Annotated in this window: 26 protein-coding genes and 1 pseudogene; 14 read left to right on the forward strand and 13 right to left on the reverse strand. The window is 69.9% G+C overall.

The features are described from left to right. The first annotated feature begins 29 nt into the window (after nt 1-29). The 5 genes and pseudogenes from proC to QWI33_RS06720 all read left to right on the forward strand — a co-directional run bounded on the left by proC (nt 30) and on the right by QWI33_RS06720 (nt 3,378). Complete coding sequence (gene proC, locus QWI33_RS06705) at nt 30-836, forward strand: pyrroline-5-carboxylate reductase (protein WP_289956141.1); 807 nt, start codon at nt 30-32, stop codon at nt 834-836. 30 nt (nt 837-866) lie between these two features. Continuing rightward, nucleotides 867-1,340, forward strand: a complete 474-nt coding sequence (locus QWI33_RS06710; RefSeq protein WP_289956143.1) for a GNAT family N-acetyltransferase — start codon at nt 867-869, stop codon at nt 1,338-1,340. Between the two features lie 297 nt (nt 1,341-1,637). Beyond that, a complete protein-coding gene (locus QWI33_RS06715; protein ID WP_289956145.1) occupies nt 1,638-2,351 on the forward strand; it encodes a TetR/AcrR family transcriptional regulator in 714 nt (237 codons plus the stop codon). 87 nt (nt 2,352-2,438) lie between these two features. Continuing rightward, nucleotides 2,439-2,567: pseudogene (locus tag QWI33_RS29325) on the forward strand (VOC family protein); the annotation flags it as partial. Between the two features lie 178 nt (nt 2,568-2,745). Further along, a complete protein-coding gene (locus tag QWI33_RS06720; RefSeq protein WP_289957198.1) occupies nt 2,746-3,378 on the forward strand; it encodes a VOC family protein in 633 nt (210 codons plus the stop codon). 204 nt (nt 3,379-3,582) lie between these two features. Here the strand turns inward: QWI33_RS06720 and QWI33_RS06725 are convergent, their stop codons facing one another. The 5 genes from QWI33_RS06725 to QWI33_RS06745 all read right to left on the reverse strand — a co-directional run bounded on the left by QWI33_RS06725 (nt 3,583) and on the right by QWI33_RS06745 (nt 8,056). Further along, entirely contained in the window at nt 3,583-5,199 is a 1,617-nt protein-coding gene (locus QWI33_RS06725; protein ID WP_289956147.1) for an endo-1,4-beta-xylanase, read from the reverse strand. A gap of 242 nt (nt 5,200-5,441) precedes the next feature. Further along, nucleotides 5,442-5,924 carry a bacterioferritin gene (gene bfr, locus QWI33_RS06730; RefSeq protein ID WP_289956149.1) on the reverse strand — a complete coding sequence of 161 codons (483 nt, stop codon included), beginning with the start codon at nt 5,922-5,924 and terminating at the stop codon, nt 5,442-5,444. 190 nt (nt 5,925-6,114) lie between these two features. Further along, on the reverse strand, nt 6,115-6,300 hold the full coding sequence (locus QWI33_RS06735) for a (2Fe-2S)-binding protein (protein ID WP_270116018.1): 186 nt from the start codon (nt 6,298-6,300) through the stop codon (nt 6,115-6,117). Nucleotides 6,301-6,424: 124 nt separating this feature from the next. Further along, the gene (locus QWI33_RS06740; RefSeq protein WP_353895424.1) at nt 6,425-7,432 is read right to left on the reverse strand and encodes a threonine aldolase family protein; all 1,008 of its coding nucleotides are present in this window, start codon (nt 7,430-7,432) and stop codon (nt 6,425-6,427) included. 39 nt (nt 7,433-7,471) lie between these two features. Continuing rightward, the gene (locus QWI33_RS06745; RefSeq protein WP_289956158.1) at nt 7,472-8,056 is read right to left on the reverse strand and encodes a TetR/AcrR family transcriptional regulator; all 585 of its coding nucleotides are present in this window, start codon (nt 8,054-8,056) and stop codon (nt 7,472-7,474) included. Nucleotides 8,057-8,109: 53 nt separating this feature from the next. On the opposite strand from QWI33_RS06745, the gene QWI33_RS06750 reads away from it, so the two are divergent. Continuing rightward, nucleotides 8,110-9,372, forward strand: a complete 1,263-nt coding sequence (locus QWI33_RS06750) for an MFS transporter (protein WP_289956161.1) — start codon at nt 8,110-8,112, stop codon at nt 9,370-9,372. Nucleotides 9,373-9,382: 10 nt separating this feature from the next. Here the strand turns inward: QWI33_RS06750 and QWI33_RS06755 are convergent, their stop codons facing one another. Then, nucleotides 9,383-10,393 carry a TY-Chap domain-containing protein gene (locus tag QWI33_RS06755; RefSeq protein ID WP_289956163.1) on the reverse strand — a complete coding sequence of 337 codons (1,011 nt, stop codon included), beginning with the start codon at nt 10,391-10,393 and terminating at the stop codon, nt 9,383-9,385. 123 nt (nt 10,394-10,516) lie between these two features. On the opposite strand from QWI33_RS06755, the gene QWI33_RS06760 reads away from it, so the two are divergent. The 5 genes from QWI33_RS06760 (at nt 10,517) to QWI33_RS06780 (ending at nt 13,202) form a co-directional block, all read left to right on the forward strand. Beyond that, nucleotides 10,517-11,188 (forward strand): DUF3159 domain-containing protein, encoded by a 672-nt coding sequence (locus QWI33_RS06760; RefSeq protein WP_289957199.1) that lies wholly within the window; start codon nt 10,517-10,519, stop codon nt 11,186-11,188. Between the two features lie 103 nt (nt 11,189-11,291). After that, nucleotides 11,292-11,966, forward strand: a complete 675-nt coding sequence (locus QWI33_RS06765; protein ID WP_289956165.1) for a Crp/Fnr family transcriptional regulator — start codon at nt 11,292-11,294, stop codon at nt 11,964-11,966. A gap of 23 nt (nt 11,967-11,989) precedes the next feature. Further along, complete coding sequence (locus QWI33_RS06770; protein WP_289956167.1) at nt 11,990-12,175, forward strand: hypothetical protein; 186 nt, start codon at nt 11,990-11,992, stop codon at nt 12,173-12,175. Continuing rightward, a complete protein-coding gene (locus QWI33_RS06775) occupies nt 12,172-12,666 on the forward strand; it encodes a hypothetical protein (RefSeq protein WP_289956171.1) in 495 nt (164 codons plus the stop codon). The genes QWI33_RS06770 and QWI33_RS06775 overlap by 4 nt, the downstream gene beginning before the upstream one ends. A gap of 26 nt (nt 12,667-12,692) precedes the next feature. Beyond that, nucleotides 12,693-13,202, forward strand: coding sequence for a Pycsar system effector family protein (locus QWI33_RS06780; protein ID WP_289956176.1), 510 nt, complete (start codon nt 12,693-12,695; stop codon nt 13,200-13,202). Between the two features lie 5 nt (nt 13,203-13,207). Here QWI33_RS06780 and QWI33_RS06785 read toward each other — a convergent pair whose 3' ends face one another. From QWI33_RS06785 to QWI33_RS06795, 3 genes are all read right to left on the reverse strand, one after another. Next, entirely contained in the window at nt 13,208-13,888 is a 681-nt protein-coding gene (locus QWI33_RS06785; RefSeq protein WP_289956177.1) for an alpha/beta fold hydrolase, read from the reverse strand. A 59-nt stretch (nt 13,889-13,947) separates the two neighbouring features. Beyond that, nucleotides 13,948-15,939 (reverse strand): beta-galactosidase, encoded by a 1,992-nt coding sequence (locus QWI33_RS06790; protein WP_289956178.1) that lies wholly within the window; start codon nt 15,937-15,939, stop codon nt 13,948-13,950. 132 nt (nt 15,940-16,071) lie between these two features. Next, nucleotides 16,072-16,584, reverse strand: coding sequence for a hypothetical protein (locus QWI33_RS06795; protein WP_289956181.1), 513 nt, complete (start codon nt 16,582-16,584; stop codon nt 16,072-16,074). 130 nt (nt 16,585-16,714) lie between these two features. Here QWI33_RS06795 and QWI33_RS06800 point away from each other — a divergent pair, with 130 nt between their 5' ends. Further along, nucleotides 16,715-17,170 (forward strand): hypothetical protein, encoded by a 456-nt coding sequence (locus QWI33_RS06800; protein ID WP_289956182.1) that lies wholly within the window; start codon nt 16,715-16,717, stop codon nt 17,168-17,170. Here the strand turns inward: QWI33_RS06800 and QWI33_RS06805 are convergent. After that, nucleotides 17,167-18,078: a 2-hydroxyacid dehydrogenase gene (locus QWI33_RS06805; RefSeq protein WP_289956184.1), complete on the reverse strand. Its 912-nt coding sequence runs from the start codon at nt 18,076-18,078 to the stop codon at nt 17,167-17,169. The two genes, QWI33_RS06800 and QWI33_RS06805, sit on opposite strands and share 4 nt — an antisense overlap. Before the next feature lie 150 nt (nt 18,079-18,228). On the opposite strand from QWI33_RS06805, the gene QWI33_RS06810 reads away from it, so the two are divergent. Further along, the gene (locus QWI33_RS06810; RefSeq protein WP_289956185.1) at nt 18,229-19,380 is read left to right on the forward strand and encodes a PQQ-dependent sugar dehydrogenase; all 1,152 of its coding nucleotides are present in this window, start codon (nt 18,229-18,231) and stop codon (nt 19,378-19,380) included. A 41-nt stretch (nt 19,381-19,421) separates the two neighbouring features. Then, nucleotides 19,422-20,999 (forward strand): metallophosphoesterase family protein, encoded by a 1,578-nt coding sequence (locus tag QWI33_RS06815; RefSeq protein WP_289956188.1) that lies wholly within the window; start codon nt 19,422-19,424, stop codon nt 20,997-20,999. A gap of 50 nt (nt 21,000-21,049) precedes the next feature. Here the strand turns inward: QWI33_RS06815 and mgtE are convergent, their stop codons facing one another. The 3 genes from mgtE to gatA form a co-directional block, all read right to left on the reverse strand. Then, the gene (gene mgtE / locus QWI33_RS06820) at nt 21,050-22,396 is read right to left on the reverse strand and encodes a magnesium transporter (protein ID WP_289956189.1); all 1,347 of its coding nucleotides are present in this window, start codon (nt 22,394-22,396) and stop codon (nt 21,050-21,052) included. A 343-nt stretch (nt 22,397-22,739) separates the two neighbouring features. Beyond that, nucleotides 22,740-24,227 (reverse strand): Asp-tRNA(Asn)/Glu-tRNA(Gln) amidotransferase subunit GatB, encoded by a 1,488-nt coding sequence (gene gatB, locus QWI33_RS06825; protein WP_289956192.1) that lies wholly within the window; start codon nt 24,225-24,227, stop codon nt 22,740-22,742. A gap of 4 nt (nt 24,228-24,231) precedes the next feature. Then, entirely contained in the window at nt 24,232-25,731 is a 1,500-nt protein-coding gene (gatA, locus tag QWI33_RS06830) for an Asp-tRNA(Asn)/Glu-tRNA(Gln) amidotransferase subunit GatA (protein WP_289956194.1), read from the reverse strand.

The raw sequence follows: 25,731 nt of genomic DNA on the forward strand, positions 1-25,731 counted from the left end.
GCCGGGGCCATCGAACGGGAGGAGTGCTAATGCGGACAGTCGCGGTGCTGGGTGCGGGCAAGATGGGGCAGGCGATCGTGTCGGGCCTGCTGCGGGCCGGCTGGTCGGGCGAGTCGGTGACGGCGACGGCGCGCAGCGCCGAGCGGGCCGCCGAGCTGCGCGAGTCGTACGGGATCCGGGTCGAGCCGAACGCCGAGGCGGTGCGGCACGCCGACGTCGTGGTGGTCGCGGTGAAGCCGCAGGACGCCGGGTCGCTCCTGGAGGAGCTGGCCGGGGTGTTCGACGGCGGCGCGCCCGTCGTGAGCATCTGCGCGGGGCTTCCGGTGGCGTTCTTCGAGAAGCGCCTGCCCGACCAGACGCCGGTGATCCGGGCGATGCCGAACACGCCCGCGCTCGTCGACGAGGCGATGACCGTGCTCTCCCCCGGGACGCATGCGAGTGCGGCCCACCTGGCGGCGGTGGAGGAGCTGTTCAAGCCGCTCGGGCGCACCCTCGTGGTCGACGAGAAGCACCAGGACGCGGTCACGGCGATCTCCGGTTCGGGTCCGGCGTACTTCTACTACCTGGCCGAGGCGATGACCGAGGCGGGCGTCCTCATGGGACTGCCGCGGGCGATCGCGAAGGAGCTGGTGACGCAGACGTCGCTGGGCGCGGCCCGGATGCTGCGCGAGAGCGGCCAGTCGGCGGTGGACCTGCGCGAGGCCGTCGAGTCCCCGGCGGGCACGACGATCAGCGCGGTGCGGCAGTTGGAGAACCACCGGGCGCGGTCGGCGGTGACCGACGCGATCGAGGCCGCGCGGGACCGGGCCAGGGAGATCGCGGAGGAGTATGCGTAACCGGCGGGGCATCTCGGGAAGGACGGGCGCGTGAGCGGGATCAAGCGGGGGACGTTCGCGGAGCTGGACGGCGCGACGGTGTTCGCGCTGGCGCGGCTGCGGCAGGCGGTGTTCGTCGTCGAGCAGGAGTGCGCCTACCCGGACCTGGACGACTACGACCTGGACCCGGAGACCGTGCATTTCTGGGTCGAGGGCGAGGCGCCGACCGAAGCGGTCGCGTGCCTGAGGGTCCTGCGCGATCGCACCGCAGGCGGTGGGGTTGCGGACGGCAAGGGCGCCTGGAAGATCGGCCGGGTCTGCACCGCACCGCCGGCGCGCGGGACCGGCTTGAGCGCCGAGCTGTTCAGCGAAGCACTGGACTTCCTCGGCCCGGAGTCGGAGGTGACCCTCGGCGCGCAGACGTACGCGGCGGGCTTCTACCGCAGGTTCGGGTTCACCGAGGAGGGCGAGGAGTACGACGAGGACGGCATCATGCACATCGAGATGCGCCGCCCCGCAACCTGAGATCAAGCAGATCCGCAATAGCGGACGTATCCCTCCTCAAGCGAGGTCCCGCGAGTCGTCGCCGCGAAGGCGTGCTCGACGCCGGCTCGTAGGGGTCGGTGAGAAGCGTTGCGCTGCTCCCGCCTCGGCCGGCGGCGTGCCCCGGGTGGTCGCCAGGTGCCGTCCACGATGAGCACGGCTTCCTTCGCGAACCCCTCCTGGGGCGCAAGCGCCGGTTTCGGGCCCAGGTCTCCCGCCCTGCTCAACTCGTGACCAGAATGATAATCTGGTCATGAGTTGGCGATGCGGGAGGCGAGCATGACCAAGACCCAGCGAACCGATCTTCGCCAGCGCGCTGACGCACTGCTCGACGCCACCGCGGCACTGCTGACCGCCGGCGGATCGCGCCAGATCCGCATCGAGGAGGTCGCGCGCTGCGCGGGCGTCGGGAAGGGCACGGTCTACCTGCACTGGCAAAGCCGCGACCACCTGCTGCTCGCCGTGGGCGCCCGCGAGGCCGCCGCGATGACCGACGCCGTTGTCGCCGCGATCCGCGCCGACCCCTTCGAAGCCGCACCGCACCGCTACCTGCGGCGGCACTTCCTCGAAGCGATGCGACGGCCGATCCTGCGGTTGATCTTCAGCGCCGACGGCGCCGAACTCGCCGCCTTCGCCGGTCAGCGGCCTCGCTCCGGGCTCGCCGCGACCAAACTGATCACCTCCCGCGACTACCTCACCGCGCTCGCCGACCACGACCTCCTGCGCCCGGGCATCGAGCTGTCCGATGTCGACCACGGACTCCAGGCGGTCGCCTACGGGTTCTTCGCCGCGGGTCCGTTCCTGCCGGAGGACCCGCAAACCGCGCTCGAGCACCGAGCCGGTCAGCTCGCCGAGATCATCCGCCGCTCCTTCGAACCCGATCCGACACCAGCGCCGGACCGCTACGGCGCCGCCGCACCCCGCGTCGTCGACGCGTTCACGCGCCTCGCCGACGAATACCGCCGCACCGCCTACGGCGCAGCGGCCGCCTGAAGCCGTCCACTCCCCTGCGAAAGGCCCACCAGCATGGCCCCCAGCGACATCACCGACCTCCACCACGTCGGCCTCATCGTCCGCGACATGGACGCCGCCCTCACCGCATTCAGGCGATTCGGCTTCAACGTCGGCGCCCCGGCCTACCCCGCGCTCCCCCCGGCCCCGGGCGAGGAGCCCGAACCGGTCGGGGCCGGCAACTCCCACGCCGACTTCCCACGGAACTTCATCGAACTCCTCGCTCGCACCCGAAGAGCGGGAACACCTTCCCTCGGGCGCCAAGCTCGTCCCGCTCCACGTCCCCGACGACCAGCTCGCCGCGACCAGGACGGCGATCCAGCACACGATCGCGGGCCTCGCAGGGCGGCTCGACACCGCCGAGGGCGCTCACATCCTGGTCTTCGCCACCCGCGACGCCGAACAGACCGCGATCCGGCTCGACCAGGCCGGCGTCCGCCACGGCGGAGCCCGCGCCCTGCAGCGGCCCGTCACCACCGCCGAGGGCACCGAACTCGCCCCCATCAAGTTCCTCGAGATCAGCGACGACGATCCGGCCGCACCCCCGAACATGGTCCCCGAGGGCCGCGTCGGTGCCGCCGAAGACGCACCGCACGAACTCCTCGACGCCCAGACCGGCCTCGCCCATCCCAACGGCGCCACCGGTTTGACCGAGTGCGTCCTCTGCGTCGGCGACAGTGACCTCCAGGCCGCCGGCGAACGCTACGAGCGCTACCTGGGTCTGCCCGCGTCGCTGGATCGCTCGACCTCGAGCTTCACGCTCGACTCCAGCCGCCTGACGCTGACCACCCCAGACGGCCTGGCGGCACTGCTGCCGGGCGAACGGCCGCTCACCGCACCGGGCATCAGCGCCTACACCGTCGAAGTCGCCGACCTGGCCGCCGCCGAAGCGCACCTGCGCGCCCAGAACGTCGAATTCGGCCGCTCCGCAGACGGTCGGCCCTTCATTCCCGCCAAGGCCGCCTTCGGCACCGCGCTCGTCTTCCAGCAGTCCCAGGAGACCGCCTGACACTCCACACCGAGATCAGGTTGCGGGAACGCGGCAGGACCGGCGATGCAGCGTAGAGCGCCGATGGGGCTGCCCCTGAGGGACCTCCGGCACCACGGTAGGCCTGGTGCGACACTTCCCCCGGCGTGTCGCTCACGCCTCCGATTGAGAGCCCGGGAGCGGAATCCCGGATCTGTCATTCCGCTCCCGGACGACTTGCCCCCGTTACGCCTCAGGCATCGGCTCGAGCTTGGTCGGGTCGACCACGCCCCAGTAGGCCGCCTTCGCCTGGAGGCGGTCGTCGAAGAACAGCGGCGCCTCGTGCGGGCGCGAGACCGGCCAGCTCCGCAGCCACGAGACCGCGTCGTACAGGCCCCACATCGTCACGGACTCGAGGTCGTCGGCGCGCTCGCGGAGCACTTCGAAGAGCTCCTTGTAGTACCAGCCCTGAGCGATCAAACGCTCGGGCGGCGTCGCCGGGAGGCTCTCGGTCATCTCGTTGGAGACCGAGACGTCGAGCTCGGTGACCGCCTGGAGCACCCGCAGCTCCCTGAACATGTCGATCGACTCGCCCAGCAGGGCCGGGTCGCGCCGGTAGTCCACGTGCGCCTGGTGCCCGATGCCGTCGACCGGCACGCCCTCGCACTTGAGGTGCTGCACCAGGTTGAACATCGCCTCCCGCTTGTCGGGGAACTCGGTGTTGTAGTCGTTGATGAAGAGCTTCACCTTGCGCGGGAAGGCCTTGCGGGCGATCTTGAACGCCTTCTCGATGTACTTGGGGCCGCCGAAGACCTCGTACCAGCGCGAGTGGCGCAGGCCGTCGGACTCCTCGGGGTCGAGCACCTCGTTCACGACGTCCCAGGCCCACACGCGGTCGCCGTAGTGCGCCGCGATCGCCTTGACATGGGTCTCCAGGCGCCGCAGCAGCAGCGTCTGGTGGGCGCGGGTCCTGCGCAGCGGCTCGCCGTCCTCGTCGAGGAACCACCAGGCCGGGGTCTGGTTGTGCCACAGGAGGGTGTGCCCCCAGATCTTCATCCCGTTGGCCTCGGCGAAGTCGACGATCTGGTCGGCCCTGCTGAAGTCGAAGACGCCCTCGGTGGGCTGGATCGCCTCGGGCTTCATCTGATTGCCGGTGGTGACCTGGGCGAAATGCTTCGCCAGGAGTTCGGCGGGCTTGCCGACCACCTCCGGTGGCTCGACGGCGCAGCCGAAGGTGAAGTCGTCGGCGAGGAAGTCCTTGAGCGGCGGCAAGTCTTGGATCTCCGGTTCTGCGATGCGGGTGAGGGTGAAGGCGTCGAGGAGGATCGGGGTGAGGCTGGAGTCGGATTCCACGTAGAACTGCAGCTGGTCGGCGGCCTGGCTGATCGAGTACGTGCCGGAGAACTCGGTCCAGGCGGCGTCGGTGACGGCGGTGTTCCACTTGACGCCCTCGTAGTTCGAGACGCCGCCGACGTCGCGCTGCACGGTGGTGCGCAGGTCGGCGGCGGTCGCGCCTGCGGGCAGGCGCAGGTACACCTTGAGCTGGTAGCGGACGCCGACCTCGATGTGCGGGGTGATGTCGATGGCGGCGCCGTTCCAGGTGGCGGTGCGTCCGTCGATGCCGAGGCAGGGGCTGAGGAGCGGCTCCTCGGAGGTGACGGCGACGGTCGCGTCGCCGCGGCCGAACCAGCCTTCGGTGGTGCCGGAGGAGAAGTCCGTCGAGAGCAGCAGGTCGTCGGCGTGCGCGGGGCTCGCCGCGAGGGTGATGAAGCCGGCCGGGAGGAGTGCCGCACCGCCGGCCGCGGCGGCGGCCGAGAGCACCGTGCGGCGGCTCGCTGCGGGCGTGGAGGAGGTGGTCGTCATTGATGGCGCTCCTTCTGAAACGAGGGGCCGGCCGCTCCATCACGGGGTCGAGGAGCGGCCGGAGACTGCTGCAGATTCCGAAACTCTCGGAAACTTTCATTCAAAGTATTGATATGTTACGATCCTCTCGTCGGGGCTGTCAAGGCGCCGACCCACCACTGTGGCGGAGATGTGAGGGGCTCTGCCGCATTGAAGAAAGGGGACCGGCCGCAAGGCCGGTCCCCTCAAGGTTCTGTTGCGCCCTAAGCGCTCTCAGGCTGCTCGATGAGCGACTGGATGTACAGCGCCTCGCCGATCTTCTCGATGATCTCCAGCTGCGTGTCCAGGTAGTCGATGTGGTGCTCCTCGTCCTCGAGGATGCTCTTGAAGAGGTCCCGCGAGACGTAGTCCTTGACCGACTCCATGTGCTCGATGCCGCGCTTGAGGCGGTCGATCGCCTCCACCTCGATGAGGCGGTCGCACTCGAAGATCTCCTTGACCGACTGGCCGATGCGCAGCGGGAACAGCCGCTGGTAGTTCGGCATGCCGTCCAGGAAGAGAATCCGGTCGGTCAGGACCTCGGCGTGGCGCATCTCGTCGATCGACTCGGACTTGGTGTACTTCGCGAGCTTGGTGTAGCCCCAGTTCTCCTGCATCTTGGCGTGCAGGAAGTACTGGTTGATAGCGGTGAGCTCCGCCGTCAGCTGTTCGTTGAGGAATTCGATGACCTGCTTGTCGCCCTGCATTGCAATCCGTCCTTCGCGGTCCGTCAAGTGCCGGCTCCGTGTCCGACGATCTCAGCCTAGGACCAGGTGGGGGCCCATTTCCAGCCAGGAATGCCTAAAATAGGACAACCTATCCTAACGGAGGACAACCTAAAGCGTCCGTCATTTCCGTAGAATCCGGCGATTGAGGCCGGGCTTGCGAAGACCGCGCTCAGGCCGCTGCGGGCACCGAGGACGTGAAGTAGCTCTCGATCATGTCGACCAGGCGCTCATGGCAGGTGCCGCAGCTCGTGCCGGCGTCGCAGGCCTCGCCGATGGCCTCTTCGGTGTGCGCGCCCGCGGTGATGCAGTCACGGACTTCGTTCTCGTGGACTGCATGGCAGATGCAGGCGTACATGCACCGACCTCCGGGCAGGTAAGGCTTGACTAATGAAGGCATGCCTAACCTACCCTGGGTTTCCGCCGATCGGCAACCCCCGTCCGGAGGATCACCCGGACCCGAACGGGCGACCCGCCCGGTGTCAGCGGACGAGGGTGCCGAGGACCTTCACCGCGTGCTCGATGCCGGCGTCGTCCACGTCGAGGTGGGTGACCATCCGGCCCCAGTCCGGGCCGAGCACGGAGATCAGCACGCCCTGCTCGGCGGCGGCCTTGGCGACCTGTGCGATGTCGCGGACGCGCAGGAGCACGATGTTGGTCTCGACCTGGGCCGCCTCGCAGACCCCGAAGGGCTCGAGCGAGCGCGCCAGGTGCTGCGCGCGGGCGTGATCCTCGGCCAGGCGGTCGATGTGGTTCGCGAGGGCGTAGCGGCCGGCAGCGGCGAGGAACCCGGCCTGGCGCATGCCGCCGCCCAGGCGCTTGCGGATGACGCGGGCGCGTTCGATGCGTTCGGCGTCGGCGATGAGCAGCGAGCCGACGGGCGCGCCGAGGCCCTTGGAGAGGCAGACCGAGACGGTGTCGAAGAGGGCGCCGTATTCGGCGAACGGGACGCCGGTGGCGGCGTGGGCGTTCCAGATGCGGGCGCCGTCGAGGTGGAGCCCCAGGTCGTGGGCGTCGGCGAGGGCCCGCAGCGCGCGCAGCTCATCGATGGGCTGGACGGTGCCGCCGCCCATGTTGTGGGTGTTCTCGACGGCGATCGCGCGGGTGGTCGTCGAATAGGGGTGCGGGCGGTTGATCATCGGCTCGACGAGCGCGGTGTCGAGACGGCCGTTCACCGAGGTCCAGGTGCGGGAGCTGATGCCGCCGAGCGCGGCGGCGGCGCCCATCTCGAAGTTGACGACGTGGGCCTTGACGTCGCAGAGGAGCTCGTCGCCGGGGCGCACGAGCAGCTGCAGGCCGATCTGGTTGGCCATGGAGCCGGTCGGGGTGAAGACCGCGGCCTCCCTGCCGAAGAGCGCGGCGGCCTCGGCTTCGAGGGCGTTGACGGACGGGTCCTCGCCGTACACGTCGTCGCCGACGTCGGCGCTGGTCATGGCTTCGAGCATGGCCGGGGTCGGCCGGGTCACGGTGTCGGAGCGGAGATCGACGATCATGGGACGACCCTACTGCGGCCGGAGTCCGGGACGCGCTCAGCCGGGTTCGCGGACGAGCCCCTCGAGCACCAGGTCGAGCAGGAGGCCTTGGGCGCGTTCGGGTTCCCAGGAGTGGTGGCGGCGCAGGTGCACGTAGGGCCAGCAGACGGTGTTGAAGACGAGGTCGCCCGCCTCCTCGGCGTCGGCCTGGGGCGTGAGCGACCCGTCCGCGGCCCCGTCGAGGATGAGCCGCACGAGCGGGGCGACCACGTCCTCGAACGGCTCGGAGAACAGGCCGGTCTCGTGGAAGGCCGTGTCGAACGCCGACAAGAGCGCGAGGTGGCGGTCGAAGACCCCGCACATCGCCTCGAGCGCCCGGCGAAGCCGCACGCGGCCGGTGCCGGCGGCGGTGAGGACGGGCCACAGCGAGTCGCGGTAGTCGAGGAGGAGGCGCCGGATCAGCTCCCGGCGCAGCTCCTCCTTGCCGCCGACCTGGCGCCACAGGGTCGCGCGGGAGACGCCGGCGCGGTCGGCCACCTCGCCCAAGGTGAGCCGGTCCCAGCCGGTCGAACCGAGCACGTCGGTGGCGGCGGCCAGCAGCTTCTCGTCCATCGTGGTCCTCCCGTGCGCGTCGCGCGCCATCTTCCCATGAAACACCGTGTTGCACCGTCTGGAACGGTCGGTATCATCAGAGCATGTCCCTCCGGAACCACCTCGTCGACACCACCCCCTTGCGGATCAGCCGCGACTTCCGCTGGCTCTACATCGGCCGCACCGGCCTCCTCGTCGGCGCCATGCTCACCGAGACCGCCCTGATCTGGCAGATCTACCAGCTCAGCGGCTCGAACCTGGCCGTGGGCGCGGCCGCCGCCTCCGGCGGCATCGGCATCGTCGCCGGGCTCCTCGTCGGCGGCGTCCTCGCCGACCGCTTCGACCGGCGCCGCATCCTCGTCACCGTGCGCGTGCCCGGGCTCCTGGTCGCACTGGCGCTCTTGGTGAACGCCCTCCAGGACGAGCCGCTGCTGTGGTTCCTGTTCGCGGCCGTCATCGCCGACACGTTCCTCGCCGGCCTCAGCATCCCCGCCTCCTTCGCGGCCGTCCCCTCCCTCGTCGGCCAGGAGAACGTCGCCAGCGCCTCGGCCCTGAACGGCCTCACGGGCCAGCTCGCCGGCGTCGCCGGGCCGGCCCTGGCGGGCGTGGTCATCGCGGCCGGCGGCACCGAGTGGTGCTACGGCCTCAACGTGGTCGGCTTCGTGGTCTTCGCCGTGGCGATGGTATTCGTCGGACCGATGCCGCCCGACCACGGCGGCGAGGACGAGCAGGAGTCGGGCTCGTACTCGCTCAAGGACGCGTTCGCGTTCGTGCGGCGCAACAAGGTCGTGGCCGGGGTGCTGCTCATCGACATCATGCCGATGCTGTTCGCGTACCCCAAGGGCCTGTTCCCGGCGCTCGCGACCGAGCAGTTCCACGGCGGTTCGGTGGCGTTCGGGCTGCTCTCGGCGGCCGCCGGGGTCGGCGCGTTCCTCGCCGCCGCGTTCAGCGGGAAGGTCACGAAGTCCAAGCGGCCCGGCCTCGTCGTGATCATCGCGGCGAGCATGTGGGGTGCGGCGATGGTGGGCTTGGCGCTGTCGCCTTGGCTCGCATTGGGGCTCGTGTTCCTGGCGGTCTCAGGGGCGAGCGACCTCGTCTCGGAGGTGCTGCGGACGGGGCTGCTGCAGAACCACACGCCGGACCGGCTGCGCGGGCGCGTCACGAGCCTGTGGCTGGCTCAGGCGACGGTGTCGCCGGCGCTGGGCAACCTGCAGGCCGGGGCGCTCGCGGGCCCGCTGGGGCTCGGCGGCGCGATCCTGGCGGGCGGCGTCGCGTGCGTCGCCGGTGTGGCGGTCGTGGGCTGGCGGCTCCCGGCGTTCCGGCGCGCGAGCATGGAGGCGCCGCAGCCGGAGGCCGCAGCGGTCTAGCGGGCGCCGCCTAGTACGGGTTGTCGCCGTTGCCGATGCCGAGCACGGGCAGGTACATCCGCTCGCCGTCGGCGGTGAAGCCGTCGTAGACGATGTCGAACAGGTCCTGGATGCCGAAGGCGCGCAAGGCGTCGACCATCATGTGGGCGGCCTGGTTGGTAGCGGTGCGGTCGGTCGAGTTGAAGCTGCGCGACCAGTTCGGCTGGGTGCCGCTGGGGGCGCGGAAGCCCATGCTCGGCAGGTTCGAGAGGCCGGAGCGCCAGGCGCCGCTCACGGCGGCGCTGGCTTCCACGCGCAGGCCGCCGTCGACGAACGCGGCCACGTACCGGGCCGACCAGTCGCCGGTGCGCAGGAGCACGGTGCCGGCGGTGTCGACCACGGGCACGTCGGCGGCCATGTCGGCCAGCAGGGACGAGAGCCGCTCGGTGAACTCGCCCATGTCCTGGCAGGCGGGCTCGGGCGGGCGCTGGCCGGTGCGGGCGTAGGCGGCCCAGCCGGAGACGTCGCCCTTGCCGACGGCGTGCGCTTCGAGCTGCTCGAAGAGTTCGGGCGAGAGCAGGCGGAGGGTGACGCCGCCGTGGAAGCGGCGCAGGTGGAGTTCGAAGATGAGGCCGTCGCGGTACCAGCGGATCCAGGGGCCGCCGTCGCCGCCGCGGATCTCGGGGGCGCCGAGCTCGCTCATCATGGTGCGCAGGACTTCGCGGAAGATGAGGGTGCGGTGCTGCTCGCCTTGGCGGCCGCGTTCGGCCGAGCGCAGGACCATGACCTCGATGGAGTAGAAGTCGGCGCGGCCGGCGACCGGGGTCTGGGGCGGGACGGAGTCGGCGATGGCGTTGCCGGTGTCGTAGCCGGTCTCGGCGCGCCACATGCCGATGTCGACTTCGGCGGAGCGCACCTGCCAGCCGAGGTCGGTCATGGCGCGCTGCAGGTCCGCCTTGTTCCAGCGCCCGAAGTCGGTCTTTCTGGCCCGGCGGAGCAGGTCTACAAGCTGCGCTTCACTGATCCGGTGTGTGCCGAGCATCCGTTACCGTGCCAATCCGTCCGTAGGTGGGGCTGCGGGCGAAGCCCGGCGTGCCACTGCGGTTAGGGTAGCCTTGCCTGCGGTAGCGGGTCGAGAGGTGAGGGTTGGCAGTTGTCCGATACTGTGCGGCAAGACACGCTTGTCAGCCTACTAGGCGGCAGGCGCGGTGCCTTCGACGCCACCGCTCCGGTGGTGGTGTTCATCCTCACTTGGATGATCGCCGGTAACTCGATCGCCTGGGCCGCAGGGGCTTCGCTACTTTCGGCAGGGTTGATCGCATTCGCCCGCTTCAAGCAGCGCCAGAAACCGCGGGCGGTCGTCCTCGGCCTCTTGAGCGTCGCGGTCGCGTGCCTGATCGTCCTCTACACCGGACGCGCGCAGGACATCCTCCTCCCCCGCATCGTCTCCAACGCCGCCAGCGCCCTCGTCTGGGCGGGCTTCATCGTGTTCCGCCGCCCGCTCCTCGGCCTCATCGTCGGCGGCCTCCTGGGCCAGAAGACCCGCTGGCGCCTTGACCCGCACCTCCTCCGCGCCTACAGCGCGGCCTCCTGGGTCTGGGTGGCGATGTACGCGCTCCGCGTGGCGATCCTGACCCCGTTCTGGAACAGCGACGAGGAGCGCCTCGCCGTCGTCGCGGGCGGGGTCGCGCAGGTGGCGCTCTCCTGGCCCCTGCTCGTCCTCTGCCTCATCGTGAGCGGCTGGGTCATCCGCGTGATCCTCCCGAACGACCACCCGGGCATCCGACACCCCGTCGACCCGGCGGCGTCGCCCGCACCGGAGACGACCGCGCCGTAACGCGGTTCCCTTCCGCCCCAACCGAAACGAATTCCGGTCGGTTTTCCGACAGACCGCGTTTCGCTGACCCGCTTTCGTTGTGTGCACCAATACACTCAACTCTATGGAAGACAGGGCACAAGGTCTGTGGAACCCGCTACTCAGCGCTGAGGACCAGGACGCACTCAAGCCGGAGGCGCACGCGGTCTCGTACCCGAAGGGTGCGACGCTGATGAAGATCAACGAGCATTCGGACTACGTGGTCTACCTCCGCTCTGGCCATGTGAAGTCCTGTACACCGGGGACGATCTTCGGCATCCACGGCCCGGGCTCGATGATCGGCGAGCTCGCTCCCCTCACCGGAGAACCCCGGGCCGCCGACCTTGTCGCACTCACCCCCATCGAAGTCCTGCACATCCCCGGCGATGTATTCCTCAAGCTCCTCGAGTCGAATCCGCAGATCCACCTGGCGTTGACGCGACGACTCGCGAAGCGGGTCCGCGAGCTGGGAGAGGCGCAGGAGGAGTCCTTCCTGACGAGCGAACGGCGACTTGCACGGGCGATCCTCAGGATCATGGATTCGGGAATCGGCACCGAGAGCGAGGACGGACTCGTCATCGCCGGATTCACCCAGAGCGACCTCGCCGATCTGGCCCGCATCTCCAGGGAGTCGGTCTCGGCCGTGATGCAGCAGTTCAAAGCGCGCAAGACCATCTCGACCGGGCGTGTCAAGTTCACCGTCCGCGACACCACCGCGATCGAGGCGCTGGCCATGCGTCGGGATCGCTCGCTCATTTAGCACCCGGAACGGACTGATCCGCGATGTCGGACATTGACTTCAACACCCTCGAGCTCCTGGTAGCGGTAGTCAGCGCGGTCGCCGCCGTGGCAGGCGTGGTCATTCAGGTCAAGTCGAGCAGGCTGGACAAGGGCAAGCAGGAGGACCGGACGCTCCCCCGGTCGCCGGGCCACCAGAAGCAACCGACAGATGGGAAACCGCCGCAGTGAGCGTTGTCCACGACGGCTTCGAACTGATCGAACTGCTGCATAGACATGTTCCGTCGGATTTCAATCCCGATGACTTCGTGATCGCCGGGAGCGCCCGCCTGATCGCGCACGGCATCGCACAGCCGTTCACCGACCTCGATCTCCTGGTCCGGCCGGGCAGCAAGACTTGGCAGCGGGCTCTCGAGCTCGCATTCGAGCATGCGTCGGAGTACGAGCACGTACCGCTGAAGACGAGCAGCTATACGGGGGCGAAGATCGCCCTGCTCTACGGCGGGGCGATCGAGGTCTGCGAGACATGGGTGCTTCCTGGAAGCACCGAGGAGCTGCTCGCCGAAGCGGAGGAGATCGACGGGCTGAAATACCTGCCGATGAGGGAGGTCATCGCGTACAAGCTGACGATGAACCGCAAGAAGGACGTCGCCGATCTTGCGGCGATCTGCGGCCGCCCGCTGGCCAGTCACGGGAGATTCCCGATCCTCAGCGAATTGTGAGAAACTGTTGTCCAGCAATCGAGTTCATGGAGATTGTCATGGGAAACCCACCGCCCGAGACGGCCAGGATCGCGCTCGACGAGGTCTACCGGCAGATCGAACATGCGCGGGTCAATGTGTCCCAGGCCGATACGAAGGCGGCGCTCTTGGCCGCAGGGGCCATTCCGATCACCGCACTGCTGCTCGCTGCGCCGTCGTTAACTGAGGGCGTCAACGTCGCCAGCGTCTTCGGGTGGCTGGGTGCGGCGTCCATGCTCTTCGGCATCGCGTTCCTGGGGGCCGCCGTGTGGCCGCGGCTTTCCGGGCGCACCGGGATCAGGTCGGGAGCCCGTCGATCCCCGGACGAGATCGTCGCAGCGACCCTGCTCACCTCGAAAGACCCCGACCAGCAGCTTCTCGATGCGGCCGAAGAACTCTCGATGCTGGCCACGCTGGCACTGGGCAAGTTCCGAAAGGTTCGCACGGCGATGTTCTGCTTCGCCGTCGCGGCGCCGCTCATGGCGGCGGCCGCGATCGGGTTCGCCGTCTCCGGGTGATCCGGTCAGGCGATGAACTCGGTGAGCTTCGCCGTGAAGAGGTCCGGGTACTGAAGGTTCCAGATGTGGCCCGCTTCGGGGATCAAGTCGAGGCGGGCGTCTGGGAGGGTGGCGGCGAGTTCCTCGGCGGGTTTGAGGTTCTCCTTGTCCTTGGTGCCGCACAGCACGAGGGCGGGGGTCTTGAGGTCGGCGAGGCGGGGGCGGAGGTCGAGGGCGCCCAGTTCGGCGAGGCCGGTGACGAACGCCTGCTTGCCGGCTTTGCGGAGGTCTTCGGCCGCTTGGGGTTTGCGCTCGGGGCGGCCGCCGGCGTACATGCCGGACATCAGGGCGGTGATCATGCCGGTGGGCATGAGGCGCATGAGGTTGCGCTGGAGGGCGACGCCGGGGGCGTGGGCGGCGCCGCCTGAAACGACGAGGCCGGCGATCCGGGACGGGTCGTCGAGGGCCGCGAGCATGGCGACGGTGGCGCCGACGGAGATGCCCACGAGGTGGACGGACTCCGGTTCGTGGGCGATGAGGTCGGCGATCGCGAAGGCCGCCGGCTCGAGGCCGAACGGGCCGGGCTCGGCGCCGTGGCCGGGGAGGTCGGGGGCGAGCACCTTGTGGCGCTCGCCGAGCGCCTCGATCTGCGGCCGCCAGGCGCGCGAGCTCGAACCCAGGGCGTGGACGAAGACGATCGTGGACATCAGGGGTTCCTCCGTGGGTGCTGCGGGGTCCCTGTGACAGTAGTCGACGGGTGCGACGTTCACCCTTCGCGAATCACCGCGCACTCACCGGGTTTGAGGGAGAGCATCGGCGCCCATGCCTTGCCGGTGAGGAGGTTGCGGCCGGTGGCCGGGACCTTGGCGGGGTCCTTGCCGTGGTTGATCGCGAAGACGTAGCCGCGGCCGTCCTCATGGGAGCGCCGGACCAGTTCGAGGTCGGCGGGGGCCCCGGGGAAGTCGGGTGCGACGCCGACGCGGTCGAAGAACGGGTCGAGCTCGGTGAGGCGGGTCGCGAGGTACCAGACCTCGCCGCGGCCGAGCTTGCGGCGGAAGACGGCCCCGGTCTCCGGGTAGCCCTTGAAGGAGGCGATCGTCTCGGCGTCCACCGCGTGGGCGACCTCCGACCAGGTCTCGCCGACCCAGCCGTTGTCCAGGTCCGCGGTCTCGCCCTCCCAGATCGGGCGGAACTCCTCGACGCGGACGCCCATGAGGTCCCCCAGCGCTCCGGGGAGGCCGGGGTGGACGCGGTCGTTGCCGTCCACGATGCCCGAGTACGGGCCGACGACGAGGGTGCCGCCGCCTTCGACGTACGCGCGGAGGTTCGCGTCGTCCTCGAGAAGGTACAGGTGCGGTGCGAAGACGTACTCGTAGCCGCTGAGGTCCCATGCGGGGTTCGCGAGGTCGGTGGTGACGCCGCGCCGCCAGAGCGCCGCGTGCCAGCGCCGCAGTTCGGGGTAGGTGTCCATGTCGGCGGACGGCTGGCCGGGGGTCTTGGCGGCCCAGACCGAGTTGAAGTCGAGGAGGATCGCGGCGCGTGCGTCGACGGTGGAGCCCTTGACCTCGGCGAGGTCCTTGAGCCAGGCGCCGAGTTGCTTGACCTCGCGGAAGACCCTGGAGTCGGCGCCGGCGTGGGGCACCATCGCGGCGTGGTAGCGCTCGGTGCCGTAGCGGGAGGCCCGCCACTGGAAGAACATGGCGCCTTCGGAGCCGCGGGCGACGTAGGAGAGCGAGTGGCGGACGAGGTCCCCGGGCCGCTTGGCGAAGCCGCCGCGGCGCCAGGCCGAGGAGTTCGTGGACTGCTCCATGAGGAGCCAGGGGCTGCCGGCGGCGAGGCCGCGGGAGGCGTCGGCGCCGAAGGCGGCCTGGATCGACCACGGGATGCCGTCGGCCTGTTCGGGGATGAGGTAGTGGTCGGTGGCGATGAGGCGGTTCGGTCCGGTCGTGTGCTCGCCCCAGCGGTGGTAGTCGAGGCCGTTGAAGTTGCCGGTGACCATGAGGTTCGTCGTGATGGGCTTGTCGGAGCCGTGCCGCTCGATCGCGTCGGCCTCGGCGCGGAAGAGCTTGAGGAGCGCGTCGGAGCAGAACCGCTGCCAGTCGAGGACCTGGCCGGGATTCGGGGTTTCGGCGCTGGCGCGCGGCGGCATGACCTGGGGCCAGTCGGTGAAGGTCTGGGACCAGAAGGTAGTGCCCCAGGCGCTGTTGAGGCCGTCGAGGTCGCCGTAGCGCTCCCGGAGCCAGTCGCGGAACGCGGCGGCGGAGTCGTCGCAGTAGCAGGAGCGATAGTACTCGTTGCCGACATGCCACATGGCGAGTGCGGGGTGGTTCGCGTAGCGTTCGGCCAGTTTCGCGGCCATCTCGACGACGGCGGCCTGGTAGGCGGGCGCGTTCGGGCAGTATTCGGCGCGGGCGCCGTAGTTGAGCCTGACGCCTTCGGCGTTGACCGGGAGGGTCTCGGGGTGGGCCTGGGAGAACCACGGGGGCGGTGAGGCGGTCGAGGTGGCCAGGTCGGCTTTGATCCCGCCCGCCGCGAGGAGGTCCATGATGGCGTCGAGCCGTTCGAAGTCCCATTCGCCCGGGCCGGGGTTGATGCCGGCCCAGGAGAAGACGTTGACGGTGGCCACGTTGACGCCGGCCTCCCGCATGAGGCGGACGTCCTCGTCCCAGACCTCCCTCGGCCACTGCTCGGGGTTGTAGTCGCCGCCGTAGGCGAGGCCGGGGATCGTGGGGATGATGTCCGTGTTCCGTTGTGCCACAAGTGGTCCTTCGGGTTTTGCCGCAGCGGGGAAGGTTGTCCGCACCGGGGTGACAGCGCTTTCCAAACGGTCTGAAGGATTCTGCCGCCACCGCGCACCGCAAGTCAAGGGCTGCGGGCGGGGAATGTCGGGTTACAGCCGCTCGCGGTGGGCCGGCATGCCGCGCTTGTACGCGTCCCAGAGGCTGCGCATCACGAAGATCTTCTCGTCGAGCTCGTCGTCGGTGGAGAGCACGCGGCCCGAGTACGGGGCCTGGAGCCGCCACGGCTTCTGCTCGGGGTCGAGGAGGTACACGACCGGCACGGTGCGGCTCGCGCGCCTCTCGGCCCGGATGTCGGCGATGTCCGTCCAGGCCGCATAGCGCTCGGTGTACTTCTGGGACGCAACGGCTTTGAGCGGGTGGATGCCGCGCTCGTCGAGCACCACCCCGCGGCCGCGCGCCCCCGCGTAGGCGGCCCCGAGGGCGACGCCGATCGCGAAGAGGAACAGCGCGAGCAGCAGGTAGCGGTACCAGTGCCCGACGGCGAGCATGTACGCGACGGCCGGGACGAGGGCGGCGAACAGCGAGAGGCCGGAGAGGAACAGCGCCCGACCGAGCACCTGGCGCGTCGTCGGACGGAATGTGATCTTGACGGCCACGTTCACCCCCACCAGGCTTGTGCCGCTGCTGTACAGCTGATCGTGCCACGTTCCGCGGGCACGTCAAGCGACAATCCGACAGAAACCGGACCGGCCACTTTGCGTCCCCCGCGCCCGGGTGTGTCAGGCTGGTGCCATGACGAGTTCCGATGCCTCCACCGGACCGATCCTCGGCGGCCCGCGCGGCAGCCGCAGGCTGCGGATCCGCCGCCCGGCGGCGGTCACCGGCGCGGCCTTCGTCGCCTGGCTGACGGTGCTGCCGCTCTCCGTGTCGCTCATCGTCGAACGGCCGTTCCTGGGCGCGTTCTCGGCGGTGGCGGGCCTCGCGCTCATGCTCGTGCCGGTCGCGGTCTCCCTGTGGGCCTGGCGCTCGGGGATCGACGTCACCCGCGAGGGCATCGCGATCCGCGGTCTCTTCAGCAGCCGCACGATCGCCTGGAAGCACATCGACGGGTTCGCCCACGGCCATGAGGGCGTGGCGGCCATATTGGACGATCAGTCCCAGGTCCGCCTCCACCCGCTCAAGCCCGAGAACCTGCCCCAGGTGCTCGCCATCGGCGGCCAGGACCTGCGGACGGGCGATGAGGGCTAGTACCCGTCGCTGACCACGTTCTCCAGCGGCTCCCCCGCCGCGAACCGGCGGATCTGCGGGCCGATGGGCGCGTAGGCGCGGTCCAGGGTGCCGTCCACTGAAGCGCCGGCGTGCGGGGTGATGAGCGCGCCTTCGAGGTCCCACAGCGGGTGGTCCGCCGGGAGCGGCTCGGGGTCGACCACGTCGACGGCGCAGCGCAGCCGCCCGGACGCGACCTCCGCGACCAGAGCGTCCGTATCCACGATCGGGCCGCGCGCGGCGTTGACCAGGAGCGCGCCGTCCTTCATGCGGGACAGGAACTTCGCGTCCACGAGGCCGCGCGTGGCGTCGGTGAGCGGCAGGATCAGGATCACCACGTCGAACTCGGGCAGCAGCGTCTCGACCGCATCGATCGGGTGCACGCCCGGGCGTCCGCGCCGGGCCACCTTCTCGACCTCGACGCCGAGGACGGTGAGCACCTCGGCGACCTTCTCGCCGATGTCGCCCGCGCCCACGACGAGGGCGCGCTTGCCCACGACGGTGGTGGTCCACTCGACCTTCCACTCGTGGCGGGTCTGCTTGCGCGCGAACACGTCGAAGCCGCGCATGGAGGCGATGACCGCGCCGACGGTCCACTCGGCGGTCACGCCGGTGTGCACGCCGCGGGCGTCGCAGAGCAGCACCCCGGGCGGCACGGCCGGCACCCATACCTCGGCCCCGGCGCTCAGGAGCTGGATCGCCTTGAGCGAGGCCATGTCCCGCAGCGGGGTCGTGACCTTCGACTGGGCCAGGAACGGCGGGACCCAGAAGTCGAGCGTCGCCGGATCGGAGGGGTAGTCGCCGCGCCCGTCGTAGACCTCGACCTCGACGCCTTCGGGAAGCGGGCCGAGCAGCGCGCGGCCCTCCTCGTGTGCGATCCAAACCTTCACGGCCACAGCCTATCCTCCCGGTCGACCGCCGTAATCCTATAGGATCTCGCATTCACGTCGAAAGCGGTTAGCCGCGTCCGAATCGGGGAACCGTGGGGCGTGGAAAACAGCGCCGCCGCCCCGTCGGCACCGACCTATACTCTTGGGGCCATGCGCAGGTTGCTCTCGGCCGCGGCGGCCACAGCCGCCGCACTCACGCTCGCCTCATGCTCCTTCGGCGAGCCGCCCGAGCCCGAGTCCGGCGAACCCCCGAACCTCCCCACCCCCAGCGGCGAACCCCAGGAGCAGACCTCGTTCATGGACGTCGTCGCCGAAGACCTCGAAGCCCCCTGGGGCCTCGACTTCCTCCCCGACGGCACCGCGATCGTCGGCGAGCGCGCGACCGGACGCCTCCTCACCATCCCCCTCGCCGAGGACGGCACCGCCGGCGAACCCCAGGAGCTCCGCACCGTCGACATCGCCGACCTCGGCGAAGGCGGCCTCCTCGGACTCGCCGTCTCCCCCGAGTACGACACCGACTCCACGGTGTACGCGTACTACACGACCGCCGCCGACAACCGCATCGCCAAGATCGACACGAGCACCGACGCCGCACCCGAACCGATCCTCACCGGCATCCCCACCGGGCCCGACTACAACGGCGGCGCCCTCGAGTTCGGCCCCGACGGCTTCCTCTACGCCGCCACCGGCGACGGCGGCGACGGCTACAACGCGCAGGACCCGGAGTCCCTGGGCGGCAAGATCCTCCGCATCACCCCCGAAGGCGAGCCCGCCCCCGGCAACCCCGACCCCGGCTCCCCCGTCTTCACCCTCGGCCACCGCAACATCGAAGGGCTCGCCTGGAACAGCGACGGCCGGCTCTACGCCACCGAGGTCGGCCTGGAGGCGGCCGACGAGGTCAACCTCATCGAACCGGGCGGCAACTACGGCTGGCCCCACTTCGAGGGCGCCGCCGCCGAGGACGCCTACACCGACCCCGTCCTCACCTGGGAGCCCTTCGAGGCCGCGTGCGCCGGCGCGGTCTTCCTCGAGGACACCCTCGTCACCGCCTGCCTTCGCGGCCAGCGCCTCTGGACCGTCCGGTTCGACACCGACGGAGCGCCCGCGGCCGAGCCGCAAGCCACCGCGGTCAACGAGTTCGGTCGGCTACGATCGGTCACCATGGGCCCCGACGGCATGCTCTGGGTGACCACCTCGAACCGCGACGGCCAATGCACCGAAGAGCGCGGCTGCACCCCGCACGAGACCGACGACCGGATCATCCGGTTCGCCACCGGCTACGCGGCCCAGGGCAGGGTCTGAGCCGCATGACACCCGAACCAGCCGCGCGAGAAAGGCACTAGATGAACGACCGGCTCGCCGCCGCACTGCACCGCACCGAGGACGCCTTCCGATCCGCCGGGAGGCGCGTGAAGTCCTTGTGGGGCAGATCGAGAGCGGGCTGGTCGCGGCTGCGGCGCTCCGGCCGGGCGAGGCGGTTCGCCGTCATCGCCGCCATCCTGTTCGTGGGCACCGGCGCCGCCGCCGGCGGCCTCGCGCTCGTGGGCGGCACCAAGGCCGACATCGGGCCCTTCGACACGACCGTGTCGCTCCACCCGGACCTCTCCGGCGAGACCGTGGTGACCATCCCTCCGCTCGGCGACGTCATCTTCGACAGCCACGACGGCCCCGTGGGCCTCAACCTCAGCCTCGACTCGGTCGACCCGAACGAGGCGCAGGACATCATCAACACCCCCGGCGGCGTCACCAGCGCCTCCAAGAGCCTCGCCTCCGACGTCACCGACGCCGTGGTGCGGGTCGTCGTCGAGGCCCTGGCGATCGTCACCCTGTGCGGGCTGCTCGTGGGCGCACTGGCGTTCCGCACGATGCGGCGCGCGCTGCTCACCGGCGTCACCTCGCTCGCGGTCACGGCCGCGCTCATGGGGTACGCCGCCACGACACTGCGCACCGAGTCGATCTCGCAGCCGCGCTACGAGGGCCTGCTCGCCTACGCGCCCAGCGTGGTCGGCAACGCCGAGGACATCGCCGTGAACTACGAGGAGTACGTGGCGAACCTGCAGAAGTTCGTCACGAACATCTCGGAGTTCTACGCGCTGGCGATGGACATGCCGCAGCTGGGCATCCAGGACGACTCGATCCGGGTCCTGCACGTCTCCGACATCCACCTGAACCCCTCGGCCTGGCACCTCATGGAGTCGGTCGTCGACCAGTTCGACATCAACGCGGTGGCCGACACCGGCGACATGAACGACTGGGGCTCGGAGCAGGAGGCCGAGATCTTCTCGCAGGGGGTGGAGCAGATCAACGTGCCGTACGTGTTCGTGAAGGGCAACCACGACTCGGTGACGACGGTGGCGGCGCTCTCGGCCTACGACAACGTGATCGTGCTCGACGGCGAGGTGCAGGAGATCGAGGGCCTGCGGTTCGGCGGGGTCGCCGACCCGCGGTTCACGCCGGACAAGGGCGCGCAGCCGTCGAGCGAGTACGCGCAGCAGATGCTCACCGCGTCCGGGGAGCGGCTGGCGCAGGAGATCACCGCCGCGGGCGGTGCCGATCTGGCGATGGTGCACGAGCCGCCGATGGCGGACCCGCTCGCGGGCGTGGTGCCGCTGGTGCTGGCCGGGCACACGCACGAGCGGGCGGTGCACGACCTCGGCGACGGCACGACGCTCATGGTCGAGGGCTCGACGGGTGCGGCCGGGCTGCGGAACTTCCAGTCCGACGACCCGATGCGCATGGAGATGGACGTCCTCTACTTCGACCCGGTCACGAAGGCGCTCACCGCATACGACTCGATCTCGGTCGGATCGGGCACCGAGACGGACGTGACCCTCGACCGGACGGTGATCCCGACCGAGGACCAGGTCAACGAGGCCGAGATACAGGGCAGTACGGAACCGGCTGCGCCGCAGCGGGACTGAACAGACCGAAGACCCAGAAGCTCGGCTTCTGGGCCTTTCGCTTGGCGCTGTCAGCCGGTGAGCGCGGGGCCGAGGACCAGCGCGGCGACCGAGAAGTAGATGAGCAGGCCGGTCGCGTCGCACAGGGTCGAGACCATCGGGGCCGACACGAGGGCCGGGTCGATGCCCACCTTCTTCGCCAGCAGCGGCAGCAGCGAGCCGACGAACGTCGACCAGGTGCAGATGACCAGGAGTGTCACCGCGATGATGAGCCCGATGTCCCAGCCGTAGACGAAGCCGACCACCGGTCCGCCGACGACCGCGAGCATGGCGCCGAGCAGGAACCCCACCCGCGATTCGCGCCAGGTGATCCTGAAGGCGTCCGAGAAGCGGACCTCGCCGACGGCCATGGCGCGGATGATCGTCACCGACGCCTGCGAACCGGAGTTGCCGCCGGTGCCGGTGAGCAGCGAGATGAACACCGCCAGGACGGTGACGTTCGCCAGGTAGGTCTCGTAGTAGTTGAGGACCGTGACGGTGAGGGACGCCGAGACGGCCAGGATGAGCAGCCACACGGCGCGCTTGCGCGCCAGCATGAACACGCCGGCCGAGAGGTAGGGCCGTTCGAGCGGTTCGGCGGCACCGGCGCGGGCGGCGTCCTCGGTGTCCTCGGCTTCGAGGATCTCCATGGCGTCGTCCCAGGTGATGAGGCCGACGAGCCGGTCCTCGTGGTCGACCACCGAGAGCGCGATGAGGTTGGCCTCCTGAATGAGTCGGGCGGCCTCTTCCTGGTCGGTGTCGGTGGAGACCTGGTAGTGCTCGTCCGCGATGAGGTCGCTGACGGGCAGGTCGGGGTCGGCGCTCACGAGGTCGGCGAGCGTGACGGTGCCGAGGAGCTTGCGGTGCCCGTCGGTCACCGGCAGGACGTCGATGTTCCGGGGCCGTTCGCGCAGGTGCCGGATGCGCTCGATCGCGGCCGCGGCGGACATCGAGGCGCGCAGCGACACGTAGTCGGGGGTCATGATGCGCCCGGCGGATTCGGGTTCGTACCCGAGCAGCTGCGCGGTGATCCGCCGGTCGGCGGCGTTCAGCTGGGACTGGAACCGGGTGGCGACCTTGGCGGGCATCTCGTCGAAGAGCTTGGCCCGGTCGTCGGCCTCCATCGAGTCGAGCAGTTCGCGGACCGTGTCGGTCTTGAGCCCGTCGATGAGTTCCTGCTGGTGGACGGTGTCGAGCTCTTCGAAGACGGCGAGGGCGCGGTCTTTGGGGAGGAGCCGGAACCGGAGGGCCTGTTCGGCCAGGTCCATGCGGGGCAGCTCTTCGGCGAGCACGACGGTCGAGGTGTCGGCGAGTTCCAGGCGGAGCGCCGCGAGCTCGTCTACCGCCGCGGGCGAAATGGGCTGGATGACTTGAGCCATGGCAGCCACCTCCATTACATGAGGAAAGGGCCGTGCCCCGACCTCACGCAGCGGCGGTACTTTCGCCGCAGGTCAGGCTGCCCGCTTCACTGTAAGAAGACGCGGAGCACGGTAAAGGGAAAATGGGAAGAACGCGTCGGTATCTCGACTAGATCCGGGGTCGTCGCCCATGGCCCTCACCTCCTCCGGTCGCGGGTGAGCCTTGCGCGGTCAAGGGTAGCAATGTTCTGTGAACAACATCGCTTACTGGGGTGCCCAAAGACTCGCGGCTCACACCGGCATTGAACGGACAGTGAACGCAAAAGGGCCGGACGTGGGTCCGGCCCTCCTTGCTCGCGTGGTCTTAGCTCAGCTTGTCCAGGATGATCTGGCGGACCGTGCCGGCGTCGGCCTGGCCCTTGGTGGCCTTCATGACCGCGCCGATGAGGACGCCGGCGGCGGCGTGGGTGCCGCCGCGGATCTTGTCGGCGACGGCCGGGTTGGCGGCGATGGCCTCCTCGACGGCGGCTTCGAGCGCGCCGGTGTCGGAGACGACCTCGAGGCCGCGCTTGGCGGCGACGTCGGCCGGGTCGCCTTCACCGGCGATGACGCCGTCGATGACCTGGCGCGCCAGCTTGTCGTTCAGGCGGCCGTCGTCGACCATGCCCTGGAGCTGCGCGACCTGGGCGGGCGTGATCGCCAGCGCGGCGAGTTCCTCGCCGGACTCGTTGGCGCGGCGCGAGAGCTCGCCGAGCCACCACTTGACGGCGCCGGACGGCGTGGTGCCGGCGGCGACGGTGGCCTCGATGAGCTCGATGGCGTCGGCGTTGACGACCGACTGCATCTCCTTGTCGCCCAGGGACCATTCGGCCTGGAGGCGCTCGCGGCGCTTGCGCGGGGGCTCGGGCAGCTCGGACCGGAGCCGCTCGACCCATTCGCGGGACGGCTCCATGACGGCGAGGTCGGGTTCGGGGAAGTACCGGTAGTCGGTGGCCTCCTCTTTGGAGCGTCCGGCGCGGGTCTCGCCGGTGGCCTCCTGGAAGTGGCGGGTCTCCTGGAAGATCCGCTCGCCGGCGTCCAGGAGCGCGGACTGGCGGCGCACTTCGTAGCGGACGGCGCGTTCGACCGAGCGCAGGGAGTTGACGTTCTTCGTCTCGGTGCGGGTGCCCCACGGCTGGCCCGGCAGGTTGAGCGAGAGGTTGACGTCGCAGCGCAGCGACCCCTGCTCCATGCGCACGTCGGAGACGCCGAGGGCGCGCACGATGTCGCGCAGTTCGGCGGTGTAGGCGCGGGCGACCTCGGGGGCGAGGGCGCCGGTGCCGGGCACGGGGCGGGTGACGATCTCCACGAGCGGGATGCCGGCCCGGTTGTAGTCCACGAGGGACTCGGTGGCGCCGTGGATGCGGCCGGTCGCGCCGCCGACGTGGAGGGTCTTGCCGGTGTCCTCCTCGAGGTGCACGCGCTCGATCTCGATGCGGTACTCCTTGCCCTCCACGACCACGTCGACGTAGCCGTTCTCGCAGAGCGGCTCCTCGTACTGGCTGGTCTGGAAGTTCTTCGGCATGTCCGGGTAGAAGTAGTTCTTCCGGGCGAAGCGGGTCCACTCGGCGATGTGGCAGTTGAGGGCCAGGCCGATCTTGATGGTGGCCTCGACCGCGGCCTTGTTCGCGACGGGCAGGGCGCCGGGCAGGGCCAGGCAGACCGGGCAGGTCTGCGTGTTGGGCTCGGCGCCGAAGGTCGTGGAGCAGCCGCAGAACATCTTGGTGTTCGTGTCGAGCTCGATGTGGGTCTCGAGGCCGAGGACGGGCTCGTAGGTCTCGACGGCCTTGTCGTAGTCGTTCAGCTTGGTCATCGGGCTACTTCCCTTCGGGCTCGGGCGCGGTGTCGGCGAGCAGGGTGTCCTGCGTGGACTCCAGGGCGGCCGCGACGCGGTAGGTGATGTCGTCGCCCATGACCGGGCCCATGACCTGCAGGCCGACGGGCATGCCCTCGGAGAGGCCCACGGGCACCGAGACGCCCGGGCCGCCGTAGAGGTTGGTCGGGATCGTGTACAGGTCGGCGAGGTACATCTGGTACGGGTCGCCGGTGCGCTCGCCGAACTTGAAGGCGATGAACGGCGTGGTCGGGCTGATGATCGCGTCGACCTGCTCGAACGCCTTCTCGAAGTCCTGCTTGATGAGCGTGCGCACGAGCTGGGCCTTGCCGTAGAACGCGTCCACGTACCCGGCGCTGAGCGCGTAAGTGCCGAGGATGATGCGGCGCTTGACCTCCGGGCCGAAGCCGGCTTCGCGGGTGAGGCTCATGACCTCTTCGAGCGAGTGCTTGCCGTCGTCCCCGGCGCGCAGGCCGTAGCGGACGCCGTCGTAGCGGGCCAGGTTCGAGGAGGCCTCGGACGGCGCGATGAGGTAGTAGGTGGGCAGCGCGTAGGTGAAGGACGGGCAGGAGACCTCGACGATCTCGGCCCCGAGCTTCACGAGCTGCTCCACACCGGCCTCGTAGGCGGCGATGACGCCGGGCTCGGCGGCGTCGGCGCCTTCGGCGAACTCCTTGACGATGCCGAGCTTGACACCCGAGAGGTCCCCGGTGGCGCCGGCCTTGGCGGCGGCGACCACGGGCGGGACGGGCGCGTCGATCGCGGTGGAGTCGCGCGGGTCGTAGCCGGAGATGACCTCGTGGAGCAGCGCGCCGTCGAGGGCGTTGCGGGACACGGGGCCCGGGGTGTCCAGCGAGGACGAGAACGCGATGAGGCCGTACCGGGAGTTGGACCCGTAGGTGGGCTTGGCGCCGAACGTGCCGGTCACCGCGCCGGGCTGGCGGATGGAGCCGCCGGTGTCGGTGCCGATCGCGAGCGGGGCCATCTTCGCGGCCACGGCCGCGGCCGAGCCGCCGCCGGAGCCGCCGGGGATGCGCCCGGTGTCCCACGGGTTCAGGGTCGCGCCGAAGGCCGAGTACTCGGTGGAGGAGCCCATGGCGAACTCGTCCATGTTCGTCTTGCCGAGGATCGGCATCTTCGCGGCCTTGATGCGCTCGGTGATCGTCGCGTCGTAGGGCGGGATCCAGCCTTCGAGGATCTTCGAAGCGGCGGTGGTCGGCAGGCCCTTGGTGACCACGACGTCCTTGACGGCGATCGGAACGCCGGCGAGCGGACCGAGCTTCTCGCCTCGGGCGATGGCCTCGTCCACCTCGCGCGCGGTCGCGAGGGCGCCGTCGCGGTCGATGTGGAGGAACGCCTTGATCGAGCCGTCGACGGCGTCGATGCGGTCGAGGAACGCGGTGGTGACCTCGACGGAGGTGGTCCGGCCTTCGCGGATGTCCGCGGCCAGTTCGGCGGCGGTCCGGTCGATGATGCGGCTCAT

The sequence above is a fragment of the Glycomyces tritici genome, assembly GCF_030403505.1.